The organism is Stutzerimonas sp. (assembly GCF_982611455.1).
Genome location: NZ_CEXBBO010000006.1, coordinates 96251 through 113814, shown reverse-complemented (window position 1 = coordinate 113814; position 17564 = coordinate 96251). Strand labels below are relative to the sequence as shown.

13 protein-coding genes are annotated in these 17564 nt (G+C 60.1%); 2 read left to right on the top strand and 11 right to left on the bottom strand.

The window, feature by feature from the left end; translation table 11 throughout:
• Window positions 1-7: 7 nt before the first annotated feature.
• From AC2LD7_RS05955 to AC2LD7_RS05945, 3 genes are all read right to left on the bottom strand, one after another.
• Window positions 8-694 (bottom strand): spermidine synthase, encoded by a 687-nt coding sequence (locus AC2LD7_RS05955; RefSeq protein ID WP_484596905.1) that lies wholly within the window; start codon window positions 692-694, stop codon window positions 8-10.
• A gap of 70 nt (window positions 695-764) precedes the next feature.
• Window positions 765-2825: a putative bifunctional diguanylate cyclase/phosphodiesterase gene (locus AC2LD7_RS05950; RefSeq protein ID WP_484596904.1), complete on the bottom strand. Its 2061-nt coding sequence runs from the start codon at window positions 2823-2825 to the stop codon at window positions 765-767.
• 176 nt (window positions 2826-3001) lie between these two features.
• Window positions 3002-3625, bottom strand: coding sequence for a TetR family transcriptional regulator C-terminal domain-containing protein (locus AC2LD7_RS05945; protein WP_484596903.1), 624 nt, complete (start codon window positions 3623-3625; stop codon window positions 3002-3004).
• A 260-nt stretch (window positions 3626-3885) separates the two neighbouring features.
• On the opposite strand from AC2LD7_RS05945, the gene AC2LD7_RS05940 reads away from it, so the two are divergent.
• Window positions 3886-4704 (top strand): substrate-binding periplasmic protein, encoded by an 819-nt coding sequence (locus tag AC2LD7_RS05940; RefSeq protein WP_484596902.1) that lies wholly within the window; start codon window positions 3886-3888, stop codon window positions 4702-4704.
• 39 nt (window positions 4705-4743) lie between these two features.
• Here the strand turns inward: AC2LD7_RS05940 and AC2LD7_RS05935 are convergent, their stop codons facing one another.
• Entirely contained in the window at window positions 4744-6204 is a 1461-nt protein-coding gene (locus tag AC2LD7_RS05935; protein ID WP_484596901.1) for a sensor domain-containing diguanylate cyclase, read from the bottom strand.
• Between the two features lie 199 nt (window positions 6205-6403).
• On the opposite strand from AC2LD7_RS05935, the gene AC2LD7_RS05930 reads away from it, so the two are divergent.
• On the top strand, window positions 6404-8335 hold the full coding sequence (locus tag AC2LD7_RS05930; RefSeq protein ID WP_484596900.1) for a methyl-accepting chemotaxis protein: 1932 nt from the start codon (window positions 6404-6406) through the stop codon (window positions 8333-8335).
• A gap of 229 nt (window positions 8336-8564) precedes the next feature.
• Here AC2LD7_RS05930 and AC2LD7_RS05925 read toward each other — a convergent pair whose 3' ends face one another.
• From AC2LD7_RS05925 to alc, 7 genes are all read right to left on the bottom strand, one after another.
• Window positions 8565-9386: an outer membrane protein OmpK gene (locus AC2LD7_RS05925; protein ID WP_484596899.1), complete on the bottom strand. Its 822-nt coding sequence runs from the start codon at window positions 9384-9386 to the stop codon at window positions 8565-8567.
• An 81-nt stretch (window positions 9387-9467) separates the two neighbouring features.
• Window positions 9468-10967: a nucleobase:cation symporter-2 family protein gene (locus AC2LD7_RS05920; RefSeq protein WP_484596898.1), complete on the bottom strand. Its 1500-nt coding sequence runs from the start codon at window positions 10965-10967 to the stop codon at window positions 9468-9470.
• Window positions 10968-11189: 222 nt separating this feature from the next.
• Window positions 11190-12740 (bottom strand): cation:proton antiporter domain-containing protein, encoded by a 1551-nt coding sequence (locus AC2LD7_RS05915; RefSeq protein WP_484596897.1) that lies wholly within the window; start codon window positions 12738-12740, stop codon window positions 11190-11192.
• 129 nt (window positions 12741-12869) lie between these two features.
• Entirely contained in the window at window positions 12870-14219 is a 1350-nt protein-coding gene (locus AC2LD7_RS05910; RefSeq protein ID WP_484596896.1) for a nucleobase:cation symporter-2 family protein, read from the bottom strand.
• Window positions 14220-14427: 208 nt separating this feature from the next.
• Entirely contained in the window at window positions 14428-15711 is a 1284-nt protein-coding gene (locus tag AC2LD7_RS05905; protein WP_484596895.1) for a urate hydroxylase PuuD, read from the bottom strand.
• A gap of 83 nt (window positions 15712-15794) precedes the next feature.
• Window positions 15795-16307, bottom strand: coding sequence for an ureidoglycolate lyase (locus tag AC2LD7_RS05900; RefSeq protein WP_484596894.1), 513 nt, complete (start codon window positions 16305-16307; stop codon window positions 15795-15797).
• A 246-nt stretch (window positions 16308-16553) separates the two neighbouring features.
• Window positions 16554-17549 carry an allantoicase gene (gene alc, locus AC2LD7_RS05895; RefSeq protein WP_484596893.1) on the bottom strand — a complete coding sequence of 332 codons (996 nt, stop codon included), beginning with the start codon at window positions 17547-17549 and terminating at the stop codon, window positions 16554-16556.
• Window positions 17550-17564: the final 15 nt, after the last annotated feature.

Below are 17564 nucleotides of genomic sequence, written 5' to 3'. Positions count from 1 at the left end.
AAACGAATCAGCCGCCGCGCTTCTCGGCAATCCAGATGGTGTGACGGGTGCCGCGGTTGCCATGTGCGAACACCTGGACTTCTTCTGCTCTGAACCCCGCTTTGCCCAGCTTGGCCGAAAACCTCTGATCGGCGCTGGCTGACCATACGGCTAGCAGTCCTTTGGGGCGCAGGGCTTGAGCACAGGCGGCGAGGCCGGCCATGGAGTAGAGCCAGCTGTTGCTCCGTTGAGTCAGGCCCTCTGGGCCGTTGTCCACATCGAGCATGATCGCGTCGAAGGCCTGAGGCGCGTTCCGAAGGACATCGGCGATATCCTCGTTGAGCACGCGGGTACGCGGATCATTGATCGGCAATCCGGCCTTTTCCCCTAGCGGGCCGCGATTCCATTCGATCACGCCTGGCACCAGCTCTGCGACCTGGACCTCGGCGTCGCTACCCAAATGCTTCAGCGCCGAGGCGAGGGTGAAACCCATTCCCAGCCCACCGATCAGCACTCTTGGCTGCGCGCGCTGCGCGATTTTACGGCAGGGTATTTCGGCCAGCGCATCCTCGGAGCCGTGTGTCCGGGTGTTCATCAGTTGATTGCCGTTGCCTCCTTGGATCTTGATGACGAAGTCATCGCCATACTCGAACAGGCAGAGAGCACCCCCGTCGTCAGGAATTTCGGCGGTGTCGATCAATACAAAACGCTTCATGCGTGGCGCTCATGGCTGGGCAGCGGGAGGGCGCGCGGCGCTTCGAGTGCTGCGCAGCGGGGGCTCGTAGTTACAGTGGCTCCGAGTTGAATCTGTGCTCGAAACGCAGGGATTGGCGTAGCAGCGTGGCCAGTTCAGGCGCGGGCAGGGGTTTGCTGTAGTAGTAGCCCTGGCCTTCGTTGCAGCCTTCGTCGATGAGATAGCGTTCCTGCTCGGCGGTTTCCACACCCTCGGCGATTACCTGCATGCCGAGGCTCTTGCCCAGCTGGATGATGGCGCTAACGATGGTGGTATCGCCGTCGCCCAACGCCATGTCGCGGACGAAGCTCTTATCGATTTTAATCTTGTCCAGGGGCAGGCTTTTCAGGTAGCTGAGCGAGGAATAGCCGGTGCCGAAATCGTCGATGGCGATCAGCGCCCCGGAGCGGCGCAGGCTGTGCAGGTTGTGGGTGGCAGCGGCGATATCTTCCATCAGCCCCGTTTCGGTCACTTCGAGTTCCAGCGTCTCGGGCGGAAGCCGGTGGATGCTGAGCAGGTTGCTGATCATCAAGGGCAGTTCGGCGTGGTGCAGCTGAACCGTGGAGAGATTGACCGCCATGCGCAGCTCGTCGAAGCCTTGCTGATGCCATTCGCTCAACTGTCGACAGGCCTGATCCAATACCCACTCACCAATCGCGATGATGCTGCCGTTCTGCTCGGCGAGGGGGATGAATATATCCGGCGGAACTATCTTGCCGCTCGGGTGGGTCCAGCGCAGCAATGCTTCTACACCGGTGATGCATTTGAGCCGATAGTCGATCTGCGGTTGATAGACGAGATGGAACTCGCTGCGCTGAACGGCTTCTGCCAGATCCTTCTGCAGTTCACGGCGCTCTCTCATTTCGCTGTCGATGCTCGCCACGTAGAACTGATAACGGTTGCGCGAGCGGTTTTTCGCCAGCGTCATGGTCTGTTCGGCTTTTTGCAGCAGTTTTTCCGTGCTATCGCCGTCTTCTGGATAGAGCGTGATGCCGATGGTCGCGCGCAAACGGATGCTTTGTTGGTCGAGGACGATTGGCCGCTCCAGATCGTCCAAGACGTTCTGCGCCAGCTCCGCAGCTTCGTAAGGTTCCTCGAAGCCGGACAGCACCAGTACGAATTGATCGCCACCGAGACGCGCTAAGGCTCCGACACGTCCGCTCAGGCTGCGTAGGCGATCGGCTAGCGCAATCAGCATGCGGTCGCCGTTCTGGTAGCTGAACTGTTCGTTGACGCCCTTGAAGTCGTCCAGCCCGAGGCAGAGTACCGCGACACGGCGTTGCAGCCGTCCGGCCTCGCCGAGGATATTGTCGAGCTGCTGCTGCAGCTGCTGGCGGTTGGGCAGCCCGGTGAGAAAATCGTACTGGGTCATGCGTTGCAAGTTGCTTTCTGCGGCATGGCGCAACTGCATGTTGTGTTCGATAGAGGCGAGCAGGCCGTTGGCGGTATGGACCCAGAGGCCTAGCTCGTTTTTCTCGTGGCCCTTTGGCATCGGCAATGTGTGCTCGCCGGGGCGGCCTGGATTGATGTGTGAAAGGTGCTCGATGAGTTTGGTCAGTGGCCTCGTCAGTAGCCATTCGTAGATCAGATAAAGCAACAGGCCCAGCGCCAGAGCACGAAGAATGCCAATGACGAAGATCACCACCGAGTCCTTGACGAAATCCGCTCCGTAAGGAGCGGTGTCAAGCGTGATACGCAGATCGCCGTAGTATTCGTTGTACGGAGGACGACCAATCAGCGGGATCGAAAACGCCTGATCTCGGCCCAATATCGGGTCCGTCAGCCAGCGCGAAGGCAGCGGCATGAGCGGTCGGGATTTGTAGGCCAGGGCTTCATCGCTTGGATGACCGATCGATGCCTTGCGAATCGATTCGTGTTGAAACAGGCCTTCCATGACCTGTGCACCCATCTCTCGGTCCAGGCTGTAGATCGCCTGGGTGGAAGGGTCGCGGGTCATTCGCAGGATTCGCTGCGCTTCAGCGTCGATCAGCTGGCGAGTCTTGTAGGCGTCGAAAACGATTTGTGCGCAGCTCAGCACCAGTCCTACGGCTAGCGCGGACAACAAGACGATACGTAACAGTTGTCGCGACAGGCTGTTGCGCAGTTCGGTCAAAAGACTTTCCTTTTTCCAGGCCGGTGCTCAGCGCAAGTATTGGTAGTCATGGCTGAAACGTCAAAGGTAGAGCCGCGCCGATAAGGCAAAACGTTATCAGAACGTCTACTGGACTGCAGAACCTTCCGTCAATCATACGCTCGCAACGCGCGTAATATGCCTCGGCGCGGACGATCTCAGATCGCGGCCGACGCTTCCTTTACCTCGCAGCCCTTGATGACCATCCGAATAATCGTTTCGGCGGCGGCTTCATAGTCAGCATCGTCAAGTTTGGCTTTACCCGTAACGGTAGAGATTTGCCAATCGAAATCGGCGTAGGTCTGGGTCGCGGCCCAGATGCTGAACATCAGGTGGTTGGGGTCGACCTTCGCCATCAATCCTTGATCGATCCAGCGCTGAATGCAGGCAACGTTGTGGCTGGCCTGGGCGTTGAGCTGTTCAGCCCGCTCGGCCGGCAGATGGGGAGCGCCATGCATGATCTCGCTGGCGAAAACCTTGGATGCGCAGGCGTGCTCTCTTGATATGCGGATCTTGGTGCGGATATAGGCGCGTAGCACATCGGCTGGTTCGCCGGGCTGGTTGAAGGGCGCGGACGCTTGCAACAGCGGCTCGACGATGCTGTCGAGCACCTCGCGGTAGAGGTTTTCCTTGCTCTTGAAGTAGTAATAAACGTTGGGCTTGGGCAGCCCGGCGCGGTCGGCGATGTCACTGGTCTTGCTGGCGGCGAAGCCTTTTTCGGCGAACTCTTCGCTGGCAGCGCGCAGGATCAGTTCTTTGTTGCGCTCGCGGATACTGGACATAGGGCCTGTTCAATTCACGACCACCAGCCTGGTGGCCCGCCGCGGCATGCTAGCACCGGCCTCCGGACCGCCTCAAGGTGGGCGCTCCGATCTGTTTATTTGTGAACAACTACGTAAAGTTTTGTACACAACTAAGAAAAGACCCTGCTACTGTATTGCCACCAATGCAGCGTGAACGGGCCAACAGGATCGCTTTTCGCGTTTCCTGCCGGCCATCCCAGGCCTGCCGAACGGGTCGTTCACCTATACAAGGAGTTCCCATGAAGATATTTCTTGCGGCCGCCTTGCTGGCGCTCTCAATGCCTGTGACTGCCGAGCAAACCTACGTAATTGGCGTCGAACAGGCGGCTTTCATGCCGCATTACAGCGGCGATGCGCAGGGCAACTATCAAGGCTTCGCCCGCGAACTACTGGATAGTTTCGCTGCGCATAGTGGTATGCGTCTGGTCTACAAGGTGCTGCCCGCGAATGAGCTGTTGCCTGCGCTGTTGGATGGGCGCGTCGATGCCAAGTATCCCGATAATCCCAACTGGTCCGAGCCAACCAAGGCCGGGTATCGGCTGTATTACAGCCAGGCGGTGGTAAATTATATCGACGGCGTAATGGTGGCGCCGCGGCGCGTAGGGCGCGGAATCGATGAGCTCAGGCGGCTGGCGGTAGTCGATGGCTGGACCCCTTGGGGCTACGAGGACCGGATCGCCGCCAACCAGATCTTGCTGGTCAGCAGTGAGAATCTGCCGCGCATGGTGCGCCAGGCATTGCTCAAGGATAGCGATGGGGCCTACTACAACGTGGTGGTGGCGGCGCATTACCTGAACAACGTACGCGCCAAACCGGGAGCGCTGGTGTTCGATGCCGACCTGCCGCACACCCGTAGCACCTTCAACCTGTCCAGCCTCAATCATCCCGAGCTGATCGAGCGTTTCGACCGCTACCTCGAGAACCAACAGCCTGCCGTCGCCGCGCTCAAAGCCAAGCATCAGGTCGAGGCGAACCTGTTCTCTGAGTACGTTGGCATGGAGCAGTGGAAGATCGAGTTTCTGCAGCGACAGAAGGCCAAGGACGCTGCGGGGAGCTAACCCCAGGCGCCCGGCGTTCCGTTCTGCATTAAGGAATGATCAATTGGCTGGTGCGCCCGCTGCGCTGCAGACTCGGTTGCGTCCGCCATTTTTTGCCCGATACAACGCCCGGTCTGCGTCATCCAGCAGAGACTCCAGGTTACCGTCTGATGGCAGTTGAGCCGTGCCTATGCTGACGGTCGCGCGCAATGGCACGCCGTCGAAGTCGAACGTTGCGGCTTCGGTGGCAGCACGGATTTTTTCCGCTAGCGCCAATGCGGTAGCGAGATCGGTGTCCTTGAACATAATGACGAACTCCTCGCCACCCCAGCGCGATATCAGGTCGGACTGGCGTATCTGTCGGGCCAGTAGCCTGGCGAAGCTACGCAACAGAAAATCGCCGCCGAGGTGGCCATAGGTATCGTTAAACGACTTGAAGTGATCGAGGTCCAGAATCAGCACGCAAAGGTCGCTACGCTGGCGTTTTGCTTCGAGCACGGCCTGCTCGGCGACAAGGCTGAAACCGTGGCGATTGAGCAGCTCGGTCAATGCATCATGAGTAGCCATGGCTTCGATGCGCTGTAGGTAGCGGCGGCTGATCGAGCCCACCAGGCCGAGGACGATCGCCATGACGCCGAAGCAGATCAGCAGGTTGATCCAGAGGGTGCGCCGCACCGGCGCCATGACACCGCTCTCGCGCTTGTCGACCATCAAGTACCAGTTCAACTCGGGGATGTAGCGGATATTGATGAAATGCTGTTCGCCCTCGCTCTGGTAAAGAAACGAGCCAGTACGCAGCTCCGGTAATTGCTGGGTAAGGTCGTTCAGCGCTGGAATGTCGTCCAGATGAGTACCGCGCGGCATGGCTACGGCGCTGGCCTCGCTGCCGTCAACGACGATGCGCCGCTGGCTGTCGACGAAGTAAATGGTGCGCTGATAACGCTGCTGATAGTCATCCATCAGGCGACGCATGCGATCCAGACTCAGGCCGACCCCCGCCACGCCGAGAAATGTCCCGTCGGCCGCATTCATCCGGTAGTTGAGAAACATGGTCAGGCGCCGTACATCCACGACAATTTCCCATGGCGTACCCGCGACTTCAAAGTTATAGAACCAGCGATGCGCTGCTTCATCGGGCTGCATGGGCTGTGCGCCATCATCGGTGTAATACATCTGCGATCGACTGGAAGCGAAGAAGGCATTGGATGTGTCGTAGCGCGTCTTGATGGCTTGAAGATACCGGGTAATCAACTGTGTGCTGCGTTCGCCCTGATCGACCCAATCGAGCAGCAAGGGATCTTCAGCCATGGCGGAGGCGACTTGTACCAGCCTTACCAGATCCTTCTGCAGCTCCGATGAAATCACATCAGCGGTCAGCGGGAGTTCCGTCCTGATGATGGTGTTGCGGATGGTTTCGCGCGAAGCGTAATAGCTCGCGAACGTGGCGATCAGAAAACCCAGCCCGATGATCAGGGCAAGCAGCGTCAACAGAGTGGTTTGCTTCAAATTCGATCGATGCATCGTTGACCTCAGACCAAGACACTCTTCGGATGCCGACAAAATGCTCCGCATGAGCGAGGGTGGTTACTGCTGAGCCGCCAGACGGTATCTAAAGACATAACTAGCATGGCCGATAGCCTGTTGGATTCCAATATTTGCTATTTTGTATACAGAATCATCAAGAACCGTGTACGAATTAATCCAACAAGAGATCGTCACTATGACTTTCATGCAACGCAGTATCCAGTGGCAATTGATCGTCAGCATGGGAGCGGCTTTGCTCACTAGCCTTCTGATCGTCATCCTGATTTATTCATCGACGCTCAACGGGTTGGCTGAGCGCTATCTGCTTGGCCAGGCTCTACCGGCCACCATTGCCTCGATTCGGAACGACATCGAGCGCACCCTAATGGCACCAATCACCGCTACTGCCGGGATCGCTGGCAATACGCTGGTGCAGGAGTGGCTGCGTGATGGTGAAAGCGCAGGGCAAGCCGCTGCGATCGCGCGCTACCTGGACGGGGTGAAGGTGCAGCAGAATGCTCTGACTACCTCCGTCGTGGCGCTGGAAAGTGGCAACTATCATTCCGAAAACGGACTCTCACGTACCCTGCAACGCAGTGCGCCGAGCGATGCCTGGTTCTACAGCCTGATCGACGGCGGCATCGAGCGTCGCTTCGAGATCGATATCGACAAGGCTTCTCGTCTGCCCACGCTGTTCATCAACCAGCGCATCAGTGCCGATGGCAAGACGCTAGGCGTTGCCGGTCTGGGCTACAGCTTGAAAAGCATGTCCGAGTTGATCAGTAACTTTAAGTTCGGCGAGCGGGGCGAGGTGTATCTGATCGATGCCGAGGGCCATGTCAAGGTTCATCCGCGTACCGAGCATAACGGCCGCACCGAGCTGAGTGCGTTGACCGGTGACGATGCCGCGCGCCGGCTGCTGGCGGGCGAGCGCGAGACGGTAAGGTTCGAGCGCGATGGCGAAGCCTTCCTGGCGCTGGCGCAACCGCTGGAAAGCCTGAACTGGATTCTGGTCAGCGAAGTCCCTGAGGCCGAGATCTTCGGCGAGGCACGGCGCACTCTGTGGACCATCAGCCTGATTGGCGCCTGTATTGCACTGTTCTTCCTGGGGCTTGTGGTGCTGCTGGCGCGCGGATTGGTCAAACCGATTCGTCAGGTGACCACTGCGCTGGTGGAAATCGGCGGTGGCGGCGGTGATCTGACTCGTCGTCTGGATGAGAGCCGGAGCGACGAGTTGGGCGATCTCGCGCGGGGCTTCAACCGCTTCATTGGCAGCTTGCGAGGGCTGATTGGCGATGTGCTGAATACCAGCCAGCAACTGCGCACCGCAGTGGGCCAAGTGGCGGAAGTGGTCGACAACACCGCAGATCGTGCCGGCCGTCAGAACGAGATGACCGACATGGTCGCAACGGCTGTTCATGAGATGGGATTGACGGTGCAGGAGATCGCGCGCAACGCCAGCAGTGCCGCGCAGGCCTCTCAGGGCGCGAAAGACGAAGCGATGCGGGCTCGCAAGGTAGTGGGCGATTCCATTGCACACATCGAAAAGATGTCAGGCGAGATCGGCCATGCGGCGGAGTCGGTCACCGATCTTGCGCAGCAGGTGGCGTCCATCGACAAGGTGCTGGGCGTGATCCGCAGTATCTCCGAGCAGACCAACCTGCTTGCGCTCAACGCAGCCATCGAGGCCGCACGTGCCGGTGAGATGGGGAGGGGCTTCGCGGTGGTCGCCGATGAAGTGAGGACGCTGGCCAGCCGTACCCAGGCGTCGACCGACGAGATCCAGCAGATGATCCAGGGCCTCAAGAGCGGCGCGGAAAACGCAGTCAGTTCGATGCATGCGGGGCAGGCTGCGACCGGCACCGGCGTCCAGGCCAGCCAGCGCACCGGGCAGTCGCTGGGCGCGATCACCGAGCAGGTCGAAGCGATCAGCGACATGAACGCCCAAGTGGCTGCCGCGACCGAAGAACAGAGCAGTGTCACCGAGGAAATCACTCACAACGTTCAAGGCATCGCCGATCTGGCACAGGCCACCGCCAGCGATGTTCAAGGTTGTCGCGAGGATTGTCAGGCGCTGAGCCGCCTGGCTGATGACCTGAGCCGGCAGATGGGCAGCTTCAAACTTTGAGTGATACACGACGCGAGGGCGAACCTCGCGTCGTGCCGAATGGACTGGCTCCGGCCTGCGGCGCCGTCTGTAGGAGATGGGGTGACGCCTGTCAGTGCGCAGTGGGCGGCGGAGCAACGGATTTGGCTTGGAGTTGTTGATGGGTTGCACCCATCTACGGGTTTGACTTGGGGCGTTTGTAGGATGGGTGACAACCCATCACCGCATCCTACGTATCGCTCTTACGCGATCAGAAGTGCGCTTTCACCAGCAGGCTTGCGGTGTTCTGGTCGGTCCCGCCCACCAAGCCGCTGACGAACCCGCCATCCTCGATGCCGTATTTATCGGACCAGTAATCGTACTCGATACCCACATACAGCTTGCCCGGTTCGCCGTCGAGCGCCTTGCCCAGGTCGTACTTGATCTGCGGGTTGATGTGCAGGTTCTTCGAGACGAAATCACCGCGGCTTTCGGAGCCGGCGTCGTTCACCACCCAGTCGATGAAACCATCGAAAAGGATATCGGACTTGCCGACTGGAATGGTCATGGCCCAGGTAGGCGTGATCTGCCACTGGCCGGACGGCTTGCCAGTGGTGCCGTCGGGCTTGCGGTAGTACAGGTTGATGTTGAACCGGTCGAAACCGGGTACGTCGAGGTCGACCGCCGGGCCGAGGAGGTAGTTCTGGTTCGGTACCCCGTTCGTGCTTTCGCCGCGCTCGTACGTCGCGGCAAGCAATACGTCCGTGATCGGCCCGAACGATAGGTCGTTGCCGCTGAGCTTGCCCAGCGACAGGCGTGGGCTGAACTCACCGTAATACGTATGTCCGTCGTTACCGGAGAGGCCGTTGTACCACTTGTTGTCGACGAACAGGAACATGTCGCCCCAGCTCCAGCCGCTGGCGTGCTCGAAGGTAACGGTCTGCTGGATATCGCCATCGTCGACCTTGAAATTCTGACCATACAGATAGGTCAGGCTATTGTTCTGCCATTGCAGCATGCCGTCGGCGAAGGCTGGCGCGGCGAGCAGACTGCCGGCCAGCGCCAGCGAAAGTGGAGCGAGCTTGAGTTTCATGTCGATACCCTTTGGTTTTGTTGTTGTGATGAATGCGGTGATGCGCCTGGGCACGGTTGTGCCCAAGAGCAGAGGGGCCGATCAGCCCGTCGGTGTCAGGTGCGCTGAGGGGTCATCGCTGGTCGCCTTCGGCGGGACCTTCAGATAGTCCGGGATGTTGACCGCCAGCGTGTTGGTGCCGACCGAATCCTCGATCAGGTTGTCGGGATCGTAATCGTCCAGCTCGCCCGGTTCGCGCGGCAGGAACAGGTTGAGCAGGATCGCGCTGAAGGCGCCGATGGTGATCGGCGAGCCGAAGATGTTCTTCAGCACATCGGGCAGGTTGCTCAACACATCCGGCACTGCAGCCACACCCAGTCCGAGCCCCAGCGAGATGGCGACGATAAGCATGTTGCGGCGGTTCAGACCCGCTTCAGCGAGGATTTTGATCCCTGCAATGGCGACGGTACCGAACATGATCAACGTGGCGCCGCCGAGGACCGGCTTGGGCATCAGCTGCAGCACGCCGCCGACCACCGGGAACAGCGCCAGTAGAATCAGGATCGCGGCGATATACAGGCCCACATGACGGCTGGCGACGCCGGTCAGCTGGATCACACCGTTGTTCTGGCTGAAGGTGGTCATCGGCAGGCTGTTGAAGGTCGCGGCCAGCAGCGAGCTGCAGCCATCACCGAGAATGCCGCCCTTGATCCGCTTCATGTACAGCGGGCCCTTGACCGGCTGACGCGAGATCATAGAGTTGGCCGTCAGGTCGCCAGCGGTTTCCAGTGGAGTGATCAGGAAAATCACCGCGATCGGGACGAAGGCCATCCAATCGAAGGCAAAGCCGAACCTGAATGGCTGCGGCACACTGATCGCCGGCAGCGTGGCGAGGCTGGAAAAGTCCACCATGCCCATGGCCCATGCGGTGAAATAGCCGACCATCAGCGCGACGATGACTGCCGACAATCGCAGCAGCGGGATGCCAAAGCGGTTGAGCAAGATGATTGTGCCGAGCACCAGGCCGGCCAGTGCGAGGTTGGGTAGGGCGCCGGGATTTTCCACCCCGTAGCCGCCAGCGATATCAGTCATCGAGACCTTGATCAGCGACAGGCCCATCAAACAGATGATGGTTCCAGTGACCACCGGCGTGATGACTCTCCGCAGCCGGTCAATGCACCGACTGAAGGCAATCTCGACGAAAGCTGCACAGAAACCGACCCCGAACAGGGTTGCAAGGATGTCCTCCGGGCTGCCGCCGCGGCCCTTGACGATGAAGCCGGCGGCCAGGATCGCGCTGAGAAAGCCGAAGCTGGTGCCCTGCAGGCAAAGCATGCCGGCACCGATCGGGCCGATCCGCTTGGCCTGGATAAAGGTGCCAAGGCCGGAGACGAATAACGCCATGCTCACCAGGTAGGGTACGTAATCACCCAGGCCGAGTACGCTGCCGATTATCAGGGTTGGAGTAATGATGCCGACGAAACTGGCCAGCACATGCTGTATCGCGGCGAAGGTGGCGGGAAGCGGACCCGGACGATCTTCGAGTCGATAGATCAGGTCCTGGTTGGGAGCGTCACCGCTCCTGGATTCGGTTGCGGTCATGGTCAAGCCTGCCATTAGTTATTGTTCGGTCATGGGCTTTAGAGGTTGCACGGACCTCTTTTACTAACCGTCGAAAACCTGTTCGAGCGGTCAGGATGTGCCCGACTATAACAACCTGTGAACATGCTTTTAAACAATTAATTTAAATATTGTGCACAATTATGACGAAGGACAGTCAGCCTGATGCCGCCGTTGTGGCATTGCGCAAGAAGCCGCGGTTGGTCAGCGTTTGGCCAGTAACTCTCGGGCCACGTTTTCAGCGAGTCCGGCACCGGCTTCTGTCATGGTGAGGTAGGTGCGGTCAGCGCCAGCGTCTTCGATCTGCTGGGCGATGTCTTCGTACATCGCATGGGAAACGATCAGGCCGCCGAAGCCTTTACCGCGCAGCTTACGGGTCGAGATGATCTTGGCCTCGGCATCGTTCATCGCCAGGATCACTGCCTCGACTTTGTTCATCTCCAGGCACTCCCAGAACATCTGATCTTCCGCGTCGGCGAACAGGACGTGGCGGCCCTTCTCGCTGCTTTTCTCGACGGTGACGGGGTCGGAGTCGAGGCTGATCAGACGCCAACCCTTGTCCTGCAAATGATCGTAGGCGGCGCGACCGGTGCGGCCCATACCCATGATCAGGATTTGCGCGTCCCCCAGCGATACAGGTTGCTCGTCGGGGTGTCGGGTGTCGCGTTCGAGAGGAATCAGGCGTTTGGCCAGTCGATCATAAAGCGGATGGGAAATGCGGTTGAGCTGCGCCGAGATGACGAAGGACAGTGCCACGGTAATCGCCAGCGGTGTCAGCCACTGCGGCAGCACCACGCTGGCAACGATCAGTCCGAATTCGCTGTAGTTGGTCAAGCTCGACGCACTGAGAAAGGCGCTGCGCGCACGCAGGCGGAACAGCAGAAAGAGGAAGAAGAACAGCGCGCCCTTGAGTGGCAGTAACAGCGCCACGGCACCGGCAAAGAGCATGGCGTCCATATCGGGCAGCCCACCGATGCCGATCTGCAGGAAGAAACCGACCAGGAAGACTTCCTTGATCGCCCACAGCGAATTGGATAGTTCGGTGGCGCGCTTGTGCTTGGCCAGCATGGCGCCGAAAGCCAGCGCGCCCAGTTCCGAGCTGAGTCCCACGTACTCGAAGCCTAGGCCGCCGGCCACCAATGCCAGCATCAATCCCAGCAGCACCATCAGCTCTTCGTGGCCGCTGTGATCGAGCAGGCGAAATAGCAATGGGCGCAGCAATGGCAGGCCGAATACCAGCAGAGCCCAGGCCGAGGGCACCTTGCCGCTGGCAATGCTCATTACGATGAGGGCGATCAGGTCCTGAATGATCAGCACGCCGATGGCGACACGACCATGGAAGGCGCGCAACTCGCGTTTGCCTTCCAGCACCTTGGCGGCCAGTACGGTGCTGGAAAACGACAACGCGATCGCCAACAGTAGGCTCTCGCGCCAGCCGGTATCGAGAAACACCAGGATGGCCGGCAACACCACCAGACTGGAAATGCCGAAGTGCAGCAGGCTACCGCCGATGACTTCGCGGCGTACCAGGTTGCTCAGCTTGAGCTTGAGGCCGACGGTAAACAGTAGAAGCAGCACACCCAGATGCGCCAGGTGCTCGAGGACTTCGCTGTCCTGCGGGCCGACGCCGACGAGGTCGCCGAATCCGGCAAGGGCGAAGCCGGCACCGAGATAGCCGATCAGTGGCGGCAGGCCGATCGAGCGTGAGGCGAGGCCAAGAATAAATGCGAAGGCTATCCAGGTTGCTTCGATCATCTGTCAGTCCTTCTCGGCATCGGGCGGGCGCCGAATTTTAACGGGTGTGTCGTGCTTGTCGACTGTCGGGCGGCGAAAAAAGCAAGCCCGCACATGGCGGGCTTGGCTGGGGTTTCCAGATGGTATCGGTCAGTGCTGCGCGGCGCCGGTCAGCGCGTTGCGTTCCGCTCCGCCGAGCACGTTGAACAGCAGATTCAGGGTCACTGCGCTAATCGTCGCCACGGCAATACCGCTGTGGGTGATCGGCTCCATCCAGTGCGGCAGATGGGCGAAGAACTCCGGTCGCACGACCGGCACCATCCCCAGACCGATGCTCACGGCGACCAATAATTGATTGCGACGATCGCCGATGTCTGCTTCCTGCAGGATCTTGATACCGGTAGCGGCGACCATACCGAACATGGCGATACCGGCGCCGCCAAGCACTGCAGCGGGAATCGAGGCAACCATGAACGCGGCCTTGGGCAACAGGCTCAGGCTGATCAGGAGCAACCCGGCAACAGCCGTGACATACCGGCTGCGCACGCCGGTCATCTGTACAAGGCCGATGTTCTGGGCGAAAGAAGAATGGGTAAAGGTGTTCAGGAAGCCTGCGAAAAAGGTCGCACCGGCGTCACACAACAGGCCGCGACGCAGCTGCTTGGGATCGATTTCCTGACCGGTGACCTTTCCTAGCGCGAGGAACATGCCGGCGGACTCGACGAAAATGATCACCACCACCAGGCACATCGACAGGATCGGCGCGAGTAGGAATTGTGGCGCGCCGAAGTGATTCGGTGTGACCACCTGAAATGCTGGCGCCGCGTTTATACCCGACAGATCGACCATCCCAAGGCTACCGGCCAGTACATAGCCCAGCGCCATGCCGATCAGCACCGAGACATTGACCCAGAAACCGCGCATGAACTGGTTGATCAGCAGGATTACGGCAAGCACCGCCGCTGCCACGCCGAGGTAGGGCAGGGCGCCGAACTGGCCTGTGCCGCTGCCGCCGCCGGCCCAGTTCACCGCTACGGGGAACAGCGAAAGGCCGATTGCGGTGATCACCGTACCGGTCACCAGCGGCGGGAACAGGCGGACAATCTTGCAGACGAAGGGCGCGATCATCAGACCGAAGAAACCGGCGGCAATGGTCGCGCCGAAAATTCCGCTCATGCCCACGCCGGGCATGCCGGCCATTACCACCATGCTGCTGACCGCGGCGAAGCTGGCGCCCATCATCACCGGCATGCGGATGCCAACCGGGCCGATGCCCATGGATTGAACGACGGTGGCGATACCCGCCACCAGCAGATCGGCGTTGATCAGGAAAGCGATCTCTTCGCGCGAAAGCCCGGCCGCCTGGCCGACGATCAGTGGCACGGCAACTGCCCCGCCGTACATCAGCAACACATGTTGGAAACTCACCAGCAGCAACTGCAGCAAGGGCGGCCGTTTCTCGGTAGCTGGCGCGGCTTCCCGCTCGGTCACATCGTTCATGCAAAACACCTCGGACGCTTTTGTTATTGGATGGTCGCGGTGGCCCCGCTGAACGTGCGGGGTCGGGTACTCGGGCTATGGCTCTGGTCTGGGCAGAACCCTGTTAAAGCTGTCGTGGCCGTTCATCGGCTACATAGTGAGTGGATAGGGGTTGCAATGAATTGGGCAAAAAAAAGCCGCGCTCGAAGGCGCGGCCGGTGGGCGGCGATCAGTCGATCGACGCGCCCTTATCGATCCAGGCACCGAGCAGATCGCGCTCTTCCTGGGTCATCTTGGTCATATTGCCCAGCGGCATGATCTGGCTAGCGACGGCCTGTGCATGAATCTTCGCCGCCTGTTGCTGGATCTGTTGCGGGGTGTCGAACATCACGCCTGCCGGCGCAGCACTGAACAGCGGGCTGCTCGGTTGGGCCGAATGGCAAGCTGTGCAGCGCTCGTGGATCACGCTGCTCACCTTGGCGAACTCGCTGTTACCAGCTTGGCCGGCGGGCTCGGCTGAAGCTGTGCCGCCTTGCTCGGCGGGCGCGGCAGCGGCCTGTTGGGCCTCGATGCTCTGCTCGCGAGGGCTGGTCGGTACCGCATTGGGTACGCCGCCCTGGCGGTTGGGCGCGGTGACGAACGCCAGGCAGATCATGCCTACGGCGGCAGCCGGCAGGGCCCAGGCGAAGCGGTTGCTGTCGTGGCGAGTGTTGAAATAGTGACGTACCAGGACTGCCAGCACCGAGATGCCGGCCAGGATCAGCCAGTTGTACTGACTGCCGTAGGTGCTCGGGAAGTGGTTGCTGATCATGATGAACAGCACTGGCAGCGTGAAATAGTTGTTGTGACGCGAGCGCAGCAGGCCCTTGGCCGGCAGCAGCGGATCAGGCGTGCGGTTCTGCTCGATGGCGGCGACCAGTGCACGCTGTGCCGGCATGATGATGCGGAACACGTTGCCGACCATGATGGTGCCGATCAGCGCCCCGGTGTGGATGTACGCGGCGCGGCCGCTGAACACCTGGGAATACGCCCATGCGGCGAATATCACCAGTACGAACAGCACCAGGCCGAGCAGTGCCGGCTTTTTACCCAGTGGCGAGTCGCAGAGCAGGTCATAGACGAACCAGCCGACGATCAGCGAGCCGAAACCGATGGCGATCGCCATGGCTGGCGTCATGTCGCTGCCGGGTGCGATCAGATAGAGCGTGGGGTTGAGGTAGTAGACCACCATCAGCAGGGCCACGCCCGACATCCAGGTCGCATAGGCCTCCCACTTGAACCAGTGCAGGTTGTCCGGCATCTGCGGCGGGGCCAGCTTGTACTTTTCCAGGTGGTAAATACCGCCTCCGTGAATTGCCCAAAGGTCACCCGAGAGGCCGTCGCGGGGGTTGGCACGGTTGAGGTTGTTTTCCAGCCAGACGAAGTAGAACGAGGCACCGATCCAGGCGATGCCGACGATCATGTGAATCCAGCGAATACTCAGGTTCAGCCATTCGGTCAGATGTGCTTCCACGATAATTACCTCTTGCACGGCTGGCGTACCAACCGTTGTTTCTTCTTATTCGACTCGTCGTAAACGTGCAGCGAATGCGGCGTTCATTCGGAGTCCCGGTGGGGGTCGAGGAGAACCAACTCTTCCTCTATGAAAAAATGCTCGTCGCAGTTGTTGCCAGAACCGCTGCGATCGACCACCAGGAATTCATCCCGCTTTTCGATCGTCAGCACCGGGTGGTGCCAGACGCCGCGGTGGTAGTTGACGCCCTGCCTGCCGTTGCTGCGGAAGGCGCGGACGTTACCCGGTACAGGTACATCGCCAAGTGGCGCGACCACGACCAGAAAGGGGTTGCCGGACAGCGGAATGAAAGCCTGGCTGCCCAGCGGATGACGTTCCAGCATGCGAATGACCAGCGGCATTTCCAGCGCTTCGGCGGCGAAGATGCTGATGATGGCCTGGTCGTCCGGCTGCGCGGTCTCCACGGACGCCAGCTTGTGATAGCGGCGAGTGGAGCCGTTGTTGATCATGAAATAGTCGCTGCCTTCGGTTTCGATCACGTCACCGAAAGGGGCGAAGGCTTCCTTGGTCAACGGCTCTATCTTGAGTGTGCGCATGCTGTGCTCGTTTAGGTTGTCGATGCTTGTCTTCGTGCGGATGACACCGCTCAGGTTTGCCGTCAGGCCGTAGGGTGGGCTTCAGCCCACCATGGCTTGGTCACCGTGGCTAACGTGGGCTAAGCCAGCCTACGAGGCTGGTGGGCTAAAGCCCACCCTACGGCTAGGTTGTCGTAGTTGTAGGGTGGGTTGGGCCGCGCAGGTGCAACCCATTGATTCGGCGTTACGCCAAACGGCGCCGCCAGGTTACTTCACCGCCTTGCCGAACAACCGCAGACGGCTGACGCCACCGTCCGGGAATATGTTCAGACGCACATGAGTGATCGGGCCGAGCTTTTTGATCTGCTCGCTGAACTCATGCTCAGCATGCATCTCCAGCTTCTGGCTCGGCAGCAGCTCGCGCCAGAACAGGCTCTGGGTTTCGATCTGGCTGTCGGTGCCGCCTTTCACATAGGCCGCCTGGATGTTGCAGCTGTCCGGGTAGTTACCCTTGAAGTGCAGGGTGTCGACGACGATGCGCTCGATTTCACCCGGCGTGCCCAGCGCGACGATGACCCAGTCGTTGCCCGGCGTGCGGCGGCGTGCGGTTTCCCAACCATCACCCATATTGATGCCGCGGCCTGGGTTGAGGATGTTGCTCATGCGGCCGAAATGCTCGTCGGAGCAGGCCAGCGCACGCCCGCCATTGAGCGCCGAGGCCAGATCCAACTGCTCGTTGTCACCTACCAGTGACCAGTCACGGTACGGGATGCCGTGTACGCGCAGACGGGCCACGCCGCCATCGGGATAGATGTTGAAGCGCAAGTGGCTGAACGGCTGGTCGCCAGCGATCTCGTGATAGTGATGGCTGTTGCCCTTCAGTTCCACGGCCGGAAGGATTTCGGTCCAGACGGTGTTGTCATCCGGGTCACCCTCGGCGAGGAAACAGGCTTCCAGCGAGGCGGACGGCGGGAAGTTACCGGTGAAGAAGCTGGTGTCGATGTCGACGCCCTTGATCGAGCCGGGCACGCCGAGGCGGATGACCGTGTGGTCGTAACCCTCGAAGCGCTTGCGGCGCGACTCCCAGCCGTCCATCCACTTGCCGTTGTCATCGAAAACGCCCTCCTTCCATACGGCCGGCGTCGGCTGGAACAGCCGGTTGACGTCGGCAAACCAGTCGTCAGTGACGGAAATGGCTTTTGTGCCCAGACGGGCGTCGGCCAGGTTGACGTATTTTTCGAAAGGTACGGCGTAGCTCTTCATACGTTGTTCTTCTCT

What these genes read in the sequence shown, in the direction of transcription:
- AC2LD7_RS05955 (WP_484596905.1), bottom strand. Translation starts at nt 694, where the DNA reads ATGAAGCGTTTTGTATTGATCGACACCGCCGAAATTCCTGACGACGGG.
- AC2LD7_RS05945 (WP_484596903.1), bottom strand. Translation starts at nt 3,625, where the DNA reads ATGTCCAGTATCCGCGAGCGCAACAAAGAACTGATCCTGCGCGCTGCC.
- AC2LD7_RS05940 (WP_484596902.1), top strand. Translation starts at nt 3,886, where the DNA reads ATGAAGATATTTCTTGCGGCCGCCTTGCTGGCGCTCTCAATGCCTGTG.
- AC2LD7_RS05935 (WP_484596901.1), bottom strand. Translation starts at nt 6,204, where the DNA reads ATGCATCGATCGAATTTGAAGCAAACCACTCTGTTGACGCTGCTTGCC.
- AC2LD7_RS05930 (WP_484596900.1), top strand. Translation starts at nt 6,404, where the DNA reads ATGACTTTCATGCAACGCAGTATCCAGTGGCAATTGATCGTCAGCATG.
- AC2LD7_RS05925 (WP_484596899.1), bottom strand. Translation starts at nt 9,386, where the DNA reads ATGAAACTCAAGCTCGCTCCACTTTCGCTGGCGCTGGCCGGCAGTCTG.
- AC2LD7_RS05920 (WP_484596898.1), bottom strand. Translation starts at nt 10,967, where the DNA reads ATGACCGCAACCGAATCCAGGAGCGGTGACGCTCCCAACCAGGACCTG.
- AC2LD7_RS05915 (WP_484596897.1), bottom strand. Translation starts at nt 12,740, where the DNA reads ATGATCGAAGCAACCTGGATAGCCTTCGCATTTATTCTTGGCCTCGCC.
- AC2LD7_RS05910 (WP_484596896.1), bottom strand. Translation starts at nt 14,219, where the DNA reads ATGAACGATGTGACCGAGCGGGAAGCCGCGCCAGCTACCGAGAAACGG.
- AC2LD7_RS05900 (WP_484596894.1), bottom strand. Translation starts at nt 16,307, where the DNA reads ATGCGCACACTCAAGATAGAGCCGTTGACCAAGGAAGCCTTCGCCCCT.
- alc (WP_484596893.1), bottom strand. Translation starts at nt 17,549, where the DNA reads ATGAAGAGCTACGCCGTACCTTTCGAAAAATACGTCAACCTGGCCGAC.